Here is a 13,118-nt window from a genome sequence, read left to right on the forward strand (position 1 = left end):
TCGATCCGCTGGTAATGGCACGCCTTGATCCGCTGGTAATGGGAGGTCACACGATGAAAGCCCTGGTACTGGGCGTCGATCGGACGCTGGAGCTGGTCGACCGGCCGCGACCGGTCTGCGCGGCGCCGGACGACGTGGTGCTGCGCGTGGTGCAGGTCGGGATCTGCGGTACGGACCGCGGTGTGCTGCTCGGCAAGTTCCCGGCCGAGCCGGGCGTGGTGATGGGACACGAGGCGGTCGGCGAGGTCGTCGAGACGGGCAGTGGCGTCACCACGCTCAAGCCGGGCGACCGGGTGATCGTCAACCCGACGCTCTACTGCGGGCTGTGCGACCGGTGCCGCGACGGCGTGCTCAACTTCTGCGAGAACAAGACCGGCAACGAGATCGGGATCGACCGGGACGGAGCGTTCGCCGAGTTCATGCGGCTCGAGGAACGTTTCCTGCACCTGATCCCGGACGGCATGTCCTACGACCGGGCGGTGCTGGTCGAACCCCTGGCCTGCGTGCTCAACAACCTGCTCGCCGCGTCCGTCGGCGCCGGGGACCGGGTCGCGGTGCTCGGCGCCGGGCCGATCGGCACGGTCACCGCGCTGGCCGCGTCCGAGTTCGGCGCGTCCGTGCAGCTGGTCGAGAAGGACCCGTTCCGGCGCGACGCCGCGGTCACGTTCTTCGAGGACACGACCGTGACGGTGACCGAGACGCCCAGCCGGGCCGACGTGGTCGTGGACACCGTCGGGTCGCTGCTGCCGGAGGCCTGCGCGCTGGCCGCCGACCTGGGCCGGGTCGTGGTGATGGGCTTCGACGAGCGGGCCACGGCCGAGGTGCGCCCGCTCGAGCTGCTCCAGCGTGGTCTGCGGATCATCGGCGCCGGCGACTACAACAGCCAGGTCTTCGGGCGGGCCGTGCGGATGGCCCGGCACCTGCCGCTGGAACGGATCGTGTCGCACCATTTCGGGCTCGACCGGGTGGACGCGGCGCTGACCGCGCTGGGCATCGGCGGCGGGGCCGCATACGCGGGCCTGAAAGTGGTCATCGAGCCGGGCGGTGGTGCCGCGTGACCCGGCCGCTGCTCTACGGCGAATACCCCTACTACCGCGCGCTGCCGGAACGCTGGGACGCCAACCTCGGCGCCCTGGCCACGGCCGGGATCGACGTGGTGACCTGCTACCTCCCGTGGCGGTTCCACGAGATCGACGGCGACGGGTACGACTTCAGCGGCGCCACCGACGCCCAGCGCGACGTGCTCCGGCTGCTCCGGCTGATCGCCGCGCACGGCATGAGAGCCGTTCTCAAGCCCGGCCCGTTCGTGCACGGCGAGGTGCAACTGGGCGGGCTGCCCGACCGGGTCAGCCCGACCGTCGACCCGGCCCTGCCGGCCGTGCTGGACGCCGACGGCAAGCCGGTGACCTCCCAGGCCCTGGCCCTGCCGAGCACGTTCGGCCCGGCGTACGCGGCGCAGGTCCGCCGGTGGTTGTCGGCCGTGGACGAGCAGGTGCTGACGCCACATCTGGCCCCGGCCGGCCCGGTGGTCGCGGTCCAGCTCGGCAACGAGGGCGTCTACAGCGACGCCAACCGGGCGGTCACCGCGCACGACTTCGCGGCGCCGGCGATCGCGGCGTTCATCAGCGCGCTGGCCCGGACCGACCCGGCGCTGGCCGAGGCGGCCCGCACGTCACCGCGGAACTGGCCGATGGCGGTGCGCGCGGCGTGGGCCCGGCACGGCGGCACGGTGCTGAGGGCGCAGTACGAGGAGCTCGCGGCCGCCCTGAAGCCGGCCACCCGGGAGATCGCCACGGTCAACCTGCCGCTGCCCGACCTGACCGTGGCCGGCAGCGCCGCCGGCTGGCTCCTGCGCACCGCCGACCTGGACGACATCGGCTTCCACGAGGGCTACACGAGTTGGGTGGGCAACGCGTCCCGGTCGGCCGACGCGTTCGCCGCGCACTGGTTCGGGGTCCGCGCCCGCCGGTCCAGCAACGTCGAGGACAACTGGGGCTTCACCTGGACCGACGAATCATTCGCCCGGCCCGGCACGGTGCTGTTCCACGCGCTGCTCGCCCTCGGGCTCGGGTCGTCCACGTGCAGCGTCTACACGTCCACGGCCACCACGCACTGGGGTCCGGAGATCGACCTGGACCCGGCCGGGCTGCGGTCGGAGGGGCTGGACCCGGCCGACTACGGGCCGCCGTACTGCCCCGGCGCCCCGTTGCACGAGAACGGGCGTACCGGAGCGAACCTGCACGCCCTGCACGCTCTGCGCGACCTGCTCCGGGCGCCGGAGGTCCCGCACGGCGCGCGGTTCTCGGCCGATCTCGCCCTGCTGGTGCCCGACGTGCTGGCCCGGGCGGCGGCGTGGACCGAGGCGGACGGCCCGGCCGACGCGGTGCTGCGGGCCGCGATCGACGCCTCGATCGCGCTGATGACCGACCACCAGTACCGGGTGGACGTGCTCACCGAACGCAGCGCCGCGCACGAGCGGGTCGGCGAGGTCTGGCTGGTGCCGCTGGGCGCCCAGGATCCGGACGACGCGCTGCTCGCGCTGCTGCGCCGGCACCGGGACGGCGGTGGCTCGGTGATCCTGCTGGCCGAGCGGGCCCGCCCCGGCTGGTCCGAGATCGGCGACGTGCTGGTGCCGATCACCGTGGCCGCCGAGACGCTGCCCCGGCTGCTGCCGGCACCGCGCTACGCCCACCCGGCCAGCGACCCGGGCGTGGCGTTCGTCCACGAGGACCCGGCCGGCCATCCGGTGGGCCTGTTCGCCTTCAACCCCACCGAGAACGCCGTTCTGGTACGCCGGAAGCTCGGCGACCGCGTCGTCACCGCCGACCTCCCGGCCTTCGGCGCCGCCTACCTGCACGCCCCTTCGTTCGACGTGGCGGTCGCGACGTCCGACGTGGATCTGCCGTCCTTCCCGCCCGCCGGCCTCTCCCTGGAGCTCTCATGATCACCTTCGACACGCTGGTGCCGCGCGCCCTGGTCGACCGCGGCGACACGACGACCGTGCTGATCACCTCGTACGCCAAGGAGGGCAGCACGCTGACCGCCGGGGCCGCCTGGTCGCGGCTGGGCGGCTACTACACGCTGCTCGACCACGAGACGCACGACCCGATCCTGGTGCTGGAGACCTTCCGCCAGGCCGCGCTGCTGATCGCCCACGTCGTCGACGACGTGCCGCTGGCCACCATGCAGATCATGCGGTCGGTGGAGTTCACCGTGGACCCGGCCGGCCTGAAGGTCACCGCCGACCCGACCGAGCTGATCGTCGAGCTCACCACGGCCCGCCCCGCCTCCACGGCGTCGCACAGCATCATGCAGACGACGATCGGCATGTCCCTGTTCCGCGGCGGCGACCGCATCGCCACCGGCACCGGCCAGGCCATCGTGCCGCCCAACGAGACCTACCTGAAGGTACGCGGCCGCGACCCCGCCACGGTCGCCCTGTCCCGGGCCACGATGCCGCCCCCGGTCGACCCGCACACGGCCGGCCGCGCCCTCGCCCGCGACGTGGTGATCTCGCCGCACGGCGCCGGCTTCCGGCTGCGGGTGGACCCCGAGCACCCGAACTTCTTCGACAACCCGACCGACCACGCCCCCGGCATGCTGCTCACCGAGGCGATGCGCCAGGCCGTGATCGCCACGTCGGGCGACCCGTTCTACGCCCCGCTGTCGGTGTCCCTCCAGTTCTTCCGCTTCGTCGAGCTGGACTCGCCGGCCTCCGTCACGGTCGCCCGCCGCTCCGACGGCTTCCACACCGAGGTGCGCCAGTTCGAGAAGCTGGCCGCCCGCGCCCACTGGCCGTCGGCATGAGCCCGCCCGCCCCCCACGCCCAGCCCGCCCCGCACACCCAGCCCGCCCAGGCCCTCCCGAATGCCCTGCTCGCCCTGTCGGCCCGCGAGGTGCTCGCCCGGCTCCGATCGGGCCGGCTCGACGGCGAGGAGGTCCGCGACGCCGCTCTCGCGCAGCTGGCGTCGGTGGACCCGGTGATCAACGCGGTGCCGCTGCGCGTGGCGTCGCCGCGGCCCGGCCTTCCCATCACGGTCAAGGACGTGCTCGACGTCGCCGGTTTGCCCACCACCCTCGGCTCGCTACTTTGCTCTGCGCACTCATACTCACTTCCTGGTCGTACGCCTAGGGTCGCGAGCACCTCGGACCCGTTGGTGCGACGACTGGAAGCACAGGGCATGGCGGTGATCGGCAAGACCAACGTGCCCGAGCTCCTGTCCGGCCCGGAGACCACGAACGACCTTTTCGGACCGACCCGTAACCCCTGGAACACGGCCCTGAGCTGCGGCGCGTCCAGCGGCGGAGCAGCAGCCTCGGTCGCGTCCGGCACGTCCTGGCTGGCCCACGGCGAGGACACGGCCGGCTCGATCCGCATCCCGGCGGCGTTCTGCGGGGTGGTCGGGCTGCGGACCACGCCCGGCCTGGTGCCGGCGGCGGCCTTCCCGGAAGATCCGGTGCCGGGGTTCACCGTGCACGGACCGATCGCCCGGGACGTCGACGACGCCCTGCTCATGCTGCGGGCGATGGCGCCGTCGCAGCCGGCCGCGCCGCCGGTGAGCAGGATCGGTTACAGCGCCGACCTCGGCGGTCGCGTGCCGGTCGATCCGGCCATCGCGGACATCTGCGCCCACGTGGTGGCGGCGGCGCTCGGCGACCGGGTCGAGGCGGCTTCGCCCCAGGTCGACGGGTGGCACGAGGCCTGTGTGGACCTGCTCGCGCATCGGGCCGCGGTGCTGCACGGGCCGGCGGTCGACCGGTTCTCCGACCGGCTCGGGGCGAGCATCCGGGCCGAGGTGGAGGCGGGACGATCGCTGTCGCCGGCCCGGCTGGCCGCCGCGCGGGCCGTGCACGCCAAGGCCCAGCGCACGGATCTCGGCGTGCTGGTGACCCCGGCGTTCGGGGTGCTGCCCTGGCGGATGCCGCTCGACGACCTGGGCGCGGTCGCCGCCTCGTGGCCGCTCACCACCGTCGCCACCATGGCCGGTTGCCCGGCGCTGGTCGTGCCCTGCGGTGTCACGGCCGAGGGGCTGCCGGTCGGGCTCCAGCTGATCGGCCCGCCGGGCGGCGACGTCGCCCTGCTGGAGCTCGGGCGGGAGATCGAGCGGGTCCGCACCATGCCCGGCCTGCCCCGATCGCCGAACTGGGGGGTGTCATGAGACCAGGAGGTGAGTATGAGTGCGCAGAGCAAAGGGGGGGTGAGGGGGATGCTTCGGGCGCCGCTTTGCGGGTGGATGCGCCGGTTCGATACCCGATGAGTCGCGAGGAGCCGTTGCATCCGCCGGCGGTTTACGCCGCGTGGCGGGAGGCCGGGCCGGCCACCCGGATCGTGCTGCCCAGCGGGGCCGAGGCGTGGCTGGTCACACGGTACGACGACGTGCGGCGGCTGCTGAAGGAGCCGGGGCTCAGCTCGGACGCCACCCGGCCGGGTTATCCGCGGTTCGGGGCGGCCGTGGAGACGCCGCCGCTGAACCGGACGTTCATCGGGGTGGACGAGCCGGAGCACGGGCGGCTACGGCGGATGGTGGCGGCCGAGTTCACGGTGGCCGCGACCCGTCTCGCCGGGCCGATGCTGGAGGAGGTGGCCGCGGAATGCGCGGAGCGGTTCGCCGACGGGGCGGGACCCAAAGATCTTGTTTCCGGGTACGCCCTTCCGGTCGCGTCCGGCGTGATCTGCCGGGTGCTCGGGGTGCCCTACGAGTGCCACGACGAGTTCGAGCATCTGACCGAGGTGCTCACCGACGGCGAGCGGTCCGACGAGGACAAGCTGGCCGCCGGGCGCGGTATCACCGAGCTGCTCCGCGGCCTGGTCCGGCAGCGGGCCGCGGAGCCCCGGGACGATCTGATCAGCCGGCTGATGACCGGGCCGGTGGCGGCCGGCGAGCTGACCGAGCCGGAGGCCATCCACAACCTGGTGCTGCTGCTCGGCGCGGGGCACGACACCTCGGCCAGCATGCTCGCGCTGGGGGCGTACTCGCTGCTGACCGATCCTGGTCTCAGCCGCGACCCGGTGGCCTCCGACGAGCTGCTGCGCTTCCACACGATCGTCCAGCTCGGCATCGCCCGGGTCGCCACCCGGGATCTGCGGGCGGGCGATCAGCTGATCCGGGCCGGCGAGGGCGTGGTCCTCAGCCTGCAGACGGCCAACCGGGACCCGGACCGGTTCCCGGACCCGGACCGGATCGACCCGGACCGGCCGAATGCCCGGCAGCATCTGGCGTTCGGGTTCGGGCCGCATCAGTGCATCGGGCATCTGCTGGCCCGGGCCACGCTCGACGTCGCGCTTCCCCGGCTCTTCCATCGGCTGCCGGGATTGCGTCTCAGCGAGCATTCTCAGCGACTCCCCGTCACCGAATCCATGGACTTCCACGGCATTCGGCAACTGCACGTCACCTGGTGAGCACCACCGATTCGAAGCGGAGGAAACACAATGTCGGCGGACCGCAACAAGCAGATTATCCGCGAGTGCTACGAACAGTTCTTCACGCATCGTGACCTGAGCCGGCTGACCGAGGTCATCGGGGAGGGCTTCGTGCAGCACAGCCCGGACGCGCCGTCCGGGCGACAGGCCTACCTGGACCATCTGGCCGAGGCCGCGTTCTACGGCGGCAGCTCGGACATCAAGCTGATCCTGGCCGACGGTGACCACGTGGCCGTGCACCACAACATGAAGTTGCCGGGCGAATCGGGCGAGGGGCTCGCCGTGGTCGACCTGTGGCGGCTGGAGAACGGCCGAATCGTTGAGCACTGGGATGTCGAGCAACCCGTTCCAGAAGGGTCCAGAGTACCCAATGGAATGTTCTGAAAATCCTGTTTCGAGGTGATGATCACTACATTACCGAAGGCTACACATTAGACACGGAATGGAGTTACGCTCACCGGCAACTTTCTGACAGACCTCGGGTTTGGAGATTTATCGGTTTCATCGTTCAGTCGACGGTTCGATTCTCTTCAACGGGGAGAAAAGCGTGACGATCGTGACTCCAGCCGCTGCCCGCACCGCCAATGATCGTGCCTTCCTCCTGCTCGACGCGCTGGCCGCGCTCGGACCGGGTCCGCACCGGTTGCGCGACGTCGCCACCCAGGCGGGATTGGAGCCGTCCACGGCACACCGGATCCTCCAGTCGGCCATCCGCGTCGGCACCGTGTCGAAAGCGGACCGCGGCCGGTACTCGCTCGTCGACCGCGCCGGTGACTCCTACACCGGCGCGGTCGAGCCGGCCCCACCGTCCGTGATGGCCCAGACCGGCACCGGGTCGATGCTGGCCCTGTCCCGCCGGACCCGGCTGCTGCTCGCCGCGCTGCAGCGGACCACCGGCCAGACCGTGCTGCTCTACGTGCCGCTGATGCTGGACACGCCGATGCGGTACTGCCTGGCGTACTTCGCGCCGAAGCACGACGAGTTGCTCGGCGACGCCGAACGCCAGCTCACCTCCGACATCCTGTTCTGCGCGCCGCTCTCGGTCGACGCGCCCGGCCGGGTCATGCTGGCCGGCCTGGTCGGCGACCGGATGGTGGCCGACCCGGAGATCGCGGCGATCCGCGCACACGGCTACGCGTTCGGCCCGTCCCCGGTGGCCGGCTGGCAGTCGGTGACCGTGCCGCTGCGCCGGTACGGCCACCTGGCCGGCGCCGTCTGCATCACCGCGCCCACCCGGTGGATCGACGCCCACCGCGACGAGACCCTGCGTGAGCTGCTGCGGATCAACGCCGAACTGGCCGAGAAGATCGACCCCACCTGAGGAGCATCGACATGCATGCCATCGTCCTCGGCGCCGGGCTGGCCGGACTGCTCGCCACGGCCGCGCTCACCCCTCGCTACGACGTCACGCTCATCGAACGTGACACCCTCCCCTCGGAACCCGACCATCGCCGCGGCCTGCCCCAGGGCCACCACGCCCACGTGCTGATGTCCAGCGGCGCCCGCATCGTCGACGACCTGCTCCCCGGCACGGTCGACGCGTGGATCGCGGCCGGGGCACATCGGCTCGGGCTGCCGCACGGCTATGTGATGCTGCTGCCGCAGGGCTGGCTGCCCCGGCGCCCGACCGGCGAGTACGTGATCTCGTGCAGCCGGGCCCTCCTCGACCACGTGCTCCGGCAGCGGGTCCTCGCCCGGCCGAACGTGCGGATCATGGACGGCACCACGGTCGACGGCCTGACCGGCGACGCGCGGCGGGTGTCGGGCGCACGTACCCAAGAAACGATCTTGAACGGCGATCTTGTCGTGGACGCGACCGGACGGGGGTCGCGGCTGACCCACTGGCTGGGCGAACTCGGCGTCCCGGAGGTGCCGCAGCAGGTGGTCGACTCGGGGCTGAGGTACGCGACGCGGCTGTTCCGGGCCCCGGCCGGCGACTTCCCGATCGTGAACATCCAGGCCGACCCCACGCTGGGCCGGCCCGGGCAGACCGCGGCGCTGATGCCGATCGAGGACGGGCGCTGGCTGGTCACGCTCTCCGGCACCCGAGGGGGCGAGCCACCGGCCGGCGAGGACGAGTTCGTGGCGTTCGCGCGGGCGATGCGGCACCCGATCGTCGGCGACCTGATCGCCGGCGCCGAGCCGCTCGGCCCGGTCCGGGTCACCAACACCACGGCCAACCGGCGGCGGCGCTACGACCGGGTGCGGGAGTGGCCGGCGGGGCTGGTCGCGCTGGGTGACGCGGTCGCCGCCTACAACCCGGTGTACGGCCACGGCATGTCGATCGCCGCCAAGCAGGCGTTGATCCTGCGCGACCGGGTGGACCAGGCCGCGATCACCGCCGCCGCGGCCGAGGGGTGGGGGCACGCCGCGGGGTCCGACGTGCGGTTTCCCGGCGTACGCGGGGCCGCGCCGGCCCGCACCGACCGCCTGGTCTGGCGTTACCAGCACCGCTTGTTCCGCACCGCGCTGGACCGGCCGGACGTGGCCGAGGAACTGGTCCGGGTGTTCAGCCTGAACGCCCCGGCGACCCGGCTGTTCCGCCCGCGCACGGTGCTGGCCACCGCCCGCGGGCCACGCTCGGCCCCGCCGGCCGAGCCGCCGTTCACCGACGCCGAACGCGCCGTGGCGGCCCTGCGATGATTCTTGCGAGGCAGGGCAGTTCTCGCACCCCCGATCGGCCGCCCGGTTCGGTCTTCCCGGCGCCGGCCGGACCTATCGGGGCTGACCGGCTCAGGGCCGGGCGGGAACTGCCGATACGGGTGATGTGAACATCGCCCTCCTGCGCCGCGCCGCGGCTGGATGCATAGTGATGCTGGCCGTCGCCATGGTCGGGCTGGTCGGCTTCTACCTGGCCCGGACGCAGGCCGAGGCGCGCGACCGGATCGTCGGCGAGTTCGACGCCCGGGCCCGGCTGGCCGCGTCGGTCACCGGGGACACCATCACCGCCAGTGACACCAAGACGCGCGGCTGGGCGACCACGACGTTCGCCGGGCCGGTCAGCGACCTCGGCCCCGTGCTCGACGTCCAGCGGGTGGGCGTCGCCTGGCTGGCCGTGCTGCGAGCGGACGGCGCGGTGCTGGGCGCCTCGCCGGCCTCGGCCGCGCCGACGGCGGCGACGTTGCCCGCCTCGCCCGGGTTCCGGCTGGCCATGACGACCGGGAAACTGGCGTACGGCGACGTCGCGATGGAGAACGGCACCCCGATGCTCTACGCGTTCCAGCCCTTCGCCACGCAGGGCGGGACGCGGGTGCTCGTGGTGCCGGCCGGCGCCGTCGAGGTCGCCGACGTGCTGCGCAGCGCGCTCAACGTGACGGCGACCCGGACCTACATCGTCGACAGCACCGGCCACGTGCTGGTCGCCTCGGACGGCACACCGGCGGGCCGGCCGGTCCCGGACGCCCGGCTGGCGACCGCCGCGGCACGGGTCGGCAGCGGCGTGACCGGCGGCGACTACTTCCAGACGCTGCCCGTCGCCGGAACGGCCTGGCGGTTGGTGATCGCGACGTCCCGGTCGGGCCTGCTGGCGCCGCTGCGGGCGACCAACCGGGCGGCCTGGCTGATCTTCGCCGGATTCGCCGGCGCGGTCACGCTGATCCTGCTGATCGGCGCGGCCACCCTGATCAGCTCGGCCCGGCTGGCCCACGCCCGGTTGCACGACACGCTGACCGGGTTGCCCAACCGGGCGCTGTTCCTGGAACAGGCCGAGGCCGCGATCGCGCAGAAGCGGCCGGTGGCGGCGCTGTTCCTCGACCTGGACGGGTTCAAGCCGGTCAACGACACGTACGGGCACGCGACCGGCGACCGCCTGCTGGCCGAGGTGGGCGGGCGCCTGATCGCGGCGACCCGGCCCGAGGACTTCGTCAGCCGCTTCGGCGGTGACGAGTTCCTGGTGCTGTGCCGCGGGCTGCACGACGACGCCGGGGCGTACGCGGTGGCCGACCGGATCCGCGACGACCTGACCCGGCCGTACGAGATCGACGGCCGCAGCGTGACCATCGGCGTCTCGATCGGCATCGCCGTCATGGACGCCGAGACGGACACCGCCGAAGGCCTCGTCGACCACGCCGATATCGCTCTCTACCAGGCCAAACGCTCGGGCCGCGGCCGCACCGAGCGCTACACGCCGGAGCTGGCGGGTACAAACAGCACGTGACCGGGGCGCATCGCGTGGTGGCGATCGGACCGGCCTGAGCCCGACCGACTACCAGCGACGGTTCGGCCCGCCCGGCCGGTGACGACCGGCATCTATGCTCGGCCGGTGCGGACACGCGATCAACTGGGTGATTTCCTGCGCCGGCGGCGGGAGCGGCTCAGCCCCGGCGACGTCGGCCTGCCCGACGGGGCCCGGCGCCGCACGCCCGGCCTGCGCCGGGACGAGGTGGCCGGGCTGGCGCACATGTCGACGGTCTACTACGAGCGGCTCGAGCAGGGCCGGGGGCCGCAGCCGTCGGTGACCGTGCTGGCCGGCATGGCCGAGGCGTTGCGCCTGACCGATGACGAGCGCGACCACCTCTACCTGCTGGCCGGGCAGGCGCCGCCCGCGCGCCCGGCCCCCGGGAAGCCCGACCCGGAGCTGGCCTACGTGCTGCACGAGATGGCCGGCACCACACCCGGGTTCATGTCCGGCGAGCTGGGCGGGCTGATCGCCCAGAACCGGCTGAACGTGCTGCTGTTCGGGGACATGGTGGGCGTCAACCTGGTCCGGCTGTGGTTCACCGACCCGGGGTGGCGGGACCGGCTCGACCCGCCGGAGCAGCAGGCCGACACCTCGCTGGCCTACGTCGCCGACTTGCGCTCGGCCGTGCAGCGGCGCGGCGCCGACCCGGAGGCGGCGGCGCTGGTCGAGGAGCTCCGGGCGGCGAGTACGGAGTTCGCCGAGCTGTGGGACCGGCACCCGGTGTCGGCGCTGCACTGCTCGGCCAAGGTGGTGCACGACCCGCGGGTCGGCCGGCTCGACCTGGAGTGCTCGGTGCTGACCAGCGCCTCCTCCCGGCAGCGGCTGCTGATGATGAAGGCGGCGGGCCAGGTCACCGAAGGGCGATTGGCGGCGCTGTCCACGTACAGCTGATGTGTGGTTGACCGTCCCGGCCGGCCCTACGGTCGGACCACATGCGAACAGTGATTCTGGTCCATGGCTTCTGGCACGGCACCTGGTGCTGGAGCCCCGTCACCGCCCGGCTGGCCGCCCGCGGCGTACCCTCCGTAGCGGTTGATCTCGAAGGGCACGGCCTGCGGGCGAAGCGGGCCGGGAACCCCGTCGACACGCTGATCGAGGACATCCGGCTGATCGGTGGCGGCGAGCCGTGCGTCGTGGTGGCGCACAGCATGGCCGGCGCGGTGGCCACGATCGCGGCCGAGCGGGAGCCGTCGCTCTTCGAGCACCTGATGTTCGTGGCCGCGTTCGCGCCGGTGACCGGGCCGGTGATCGACTACTTCATGAGCCCGGAGAACGCCGGCGAGATGGTGAACCGGCTGCTGAGCGGCGACCCGGCCGAGACCGGCGTGATGCGCGTGGCGGCCGATCCCGAGCAGATCCGGGAGACCTTCTACCACGACGTCGACCCGGACACCTCGGACGCGGCGATGGGGCTGCTCACCGCCGACGCCCCGGCCGCCATCACGGTGGCCGACCCGGGAGTGACCCGCGAGCGGTTCGGCGCGGTGCCGCACTCCTACGTGGTCTGTGCCAAGGACAACGCGGTGCCGGCGGCGTTGCAGCGCCGGTTCGTGCGGGACCTCGACGAGGTGTCGGCCGCGCCGACCACGGTGGTCGAGCTGGACGCGGCGCACTCGCCGTTCCTGTCCCACCCGGACGAGCTGACCGCCGCGATCGCGGGTGTCAGCTACCCGGATGGGCGTCGGTCATCACCACATTGGTGATGGTCTCGAACTCGAGGGGGCGCGGCCGGCCCGGCGGCAGCACCGGGCGCACCGCGTCGAACACGCGGCGTGCCGCCTCCTCGGTCCAGCCGGCCGGGTCGTCGGTGGCCCGGAGCAGCAGGCCGCCCGTACCCAGCTCGGTGATCTCGGCGAACGCGCCGGTCGCCCGCAGCGCGCCGGCGCCGCCCAGGGCCTTGGCCAGGTCGGACGGGCACACCGTGACCCACTCGTAGCCGCGCAGGAACCGGCGGCCCGCCTCGAGCGAGTCCTCCCCGATGCGGCGCAGCACCCGGTCCAGCGCGGTCTGCGGGCTCTGCGGCTCGCGGTCGACCAGGATCTCGCCGTAGATCGGGTCGGCCTGCGCGCCGGTCGCCTGCAGCACCCCGATCATCGCGGTGCAGACCGCGGGCAGCGCCGCCGGACCGGTCAGGCCGGCGAGCAGGTCGAGCCAGAGGAAACCGCCACCGGTACGGAAGACCCGGACGTCGACGTGTTCGACCGGGCCGTGCGGCCGGGCGTCGCCGTAACTCCAGATCGTCTGCAGCTGATCGAGATCGGGCACCAGGTGGTCGGCCCAGACCGCGCCACCGATCGGGCCGCCGCTGCCGTCCGCGGCCCGGACGAAGCCGGTCACCTCACGCCTGACCGCGGGGGCGGCCGGCGGCTGGACCATCGGCAGCAGCGCCGCCTCGGCCGCGTCGTGCCAGGGGCTCAGAGCCGGCAGGTCGGCCGCCTCCAGATAGAGCACGGCCCGCACGAAGGGCTCCATCCGATCCTCCCGGTGATCGTGTCCGACCCGCAAACGGTACCGGCC

General features: G+C 73.0%; 12 protein-coding genes. 11 read left to right on the plus strand and 1 reads right to left on the minus strand.

Going from position 1 to position 13,118, the window contains the following annotated elements:
• Positions 1 to 53 precede the first annotated feature (53 nt).
• The 11 genes from AB0O15_RS36645 (at position 54) to AB0O15_RS36695 (ending at position 12,304) form a co-directional block, all read left to right on the plus strand.
• The gene (locus AB0O15_RS36645) at positions 54 to 1,058 is read left to right on the plus strand and encodes an alcohol dehydrogenase catalytic domain-containing protein (protein WP_364328752.1); all 1,005 of its coding nucleotides are present in this window, start codon (positions 54 to 56) and stop codon (positions 1,056 to 1,058) included.
• Entirely contained in the window at positions 1,055 to 2,944 is a 1,890-nt protein-coding gene (locus AB0O15_RS36650; RefSeq protein WP_364328755.1) for a beta-galactosidase, read from the plus strand. The genes AB0O15_RS36645 and AB0O15_RS36650 overlap by 4 nt, the downstream gene beginning before the upstream one ends.
• Entirely contained in the window at positions 2,941 to 3,807 is an 867-nt protein-coding gene (locus tag AB0O15_RS36655) for a ScbA/BarX family gamma-butyrolactone biosynthesis protein (protein ID WP_364328758.1), read from the plus strand. The genes AB0O15_RS36650 and AB0O15_RS36655 overlap by 4 nt, the downstream gene beginning before the upstream one ends.
• Complete coding sequence (locus AB0O15_RS36660; RefSeq protein WP_364328761.1) at positions 3,804 to 5,159, plus strand: amidase; 1,356 nt, start codon at positions 3,804 to 3,806, stop codon at positions 5,157 to 5,159. Before AB0O15_RS36655 ends, AB0O15_RS36660 begins: the two co-directional genes overlap by 4 nt.
• 95 nt (positions 5,160 to 5,254) lie before the next feature.
• Entirely contained in the window at positions 5,255 to 6,400 is a 1,146-nt protein-coding gene (locus tag AB0O15_RS36665; RefSeq protein ID WP_364328764.1) for a cytochrome P450, read from the plus strand.
• Positions 6,401 to 6,430: 30 nt separating this feature from the next.
• Complete coding sequence (locus AB0O15_RS36670; RefSeq protein ID WP_364328767.1) at positions 6,431 to 6,805, plus strand: nuclear transport factor 2 family protein; 375 nt, start codon at positions 6,431 to 6,433, stop codon at positions 6,803 to 6,805.
• A 163-nt stretch (positions 6,806 to 6,968) separates the two neighbouring features.
• The gene (locus AB0O15_RS36675; protein ID WP_364328770.1) at positions 6,969 to 7,742 is read left to right on the plus strand and encodes a helix-turn-helix domain-containing protein; all 774 of its coding nucleotides are present in this window, start codon (positions 6,969 to 6,971) and stop codon (positions 7,740 to 7,742) included.
• An 11-nt stretch (positions 7,743 to 7,753) separates the two neighbouring features.
• The gene (locus tag AB0O15_RS36680) at positions 7,754 to 9,064 is read left to right on the plus strand and encodes an enterotoxin (protein ID WP_364328773.1); all 1,311 of its coding nucleotides are present in this window, start codon (positions 7,754 to 7,756) and stop codon (positions 9,062 to 9,064) included.
• Positions 9,065 to 9,188: 124 nt separating this feature from the next.
• The gene (locus tag AB0O15_RS36685) at positions 9,189 to 10,577 is read left to right on the plus strand and encodes a GGDEF domain-containing protein (RefSeq protein WP_364328776.1); all 1,389 of its coding nucleotides are present in this window, start codon (positions 9,189 to 9,191) and stop codon (positions 10,575 to 10,577) included.
• Positions 10,578 to 10,682: 105 nt separating this feature from the next.
• Positions 10,683 to 11,492 (plus strand): helix-turn-helix transcriptional regulator, encoded by an 810-nt coding sequence (locus AB0O15_RS36690; RefSeq protein ID WP_364328779.1) that lies wholly within the window; start codon positions 10,683 to 10,685, stop codon positions 11,490 to 11,492.
• 41 nt (positions 11,493 to 11,533) lie between these two features.
• Positions 11,534 to 12,304, plus strand: coding sequence for an alpha/beta hydrolase (locus AB0O15_RS36695; protein ID WP_364328782.1), 771 nt, complete (start codon positions 11,534 to 11,536; stop codon positions 12,302 to 12,304).
• On the opposite strand, the gene AB0O15_RS36700 is transcribed toward AB0O15_RS36695, so the two are convergent.
• Positions 12,264 to 13,073, minus strand: coding sequence for a hypothetical protein (locus tag AB0O15_RS36700; RefSeq protein WP_364328785.1), 810 nt, complete (start codon positions 13,071 to 13,073; stop codon positions 12,264 to 12,266). The two genes, AB0O15_RS36695 and AB0O15_RS36700, sit on opposite strands and share 41 nt — an antisense overlap.
• Positions 13,074 to 13,118 lie beyond the last annotated feature (45 nt).

Source organism: Actinoplanes sp. NPDC089786 (genome assembly GCF_040684855.1).
In the GTDB taxonomy this organism is placed as follows: Bacteria; Actinomycetota; Actinomycetes; order Mycobacteriales; family Micromonosporaceae; genus Actinoplanes.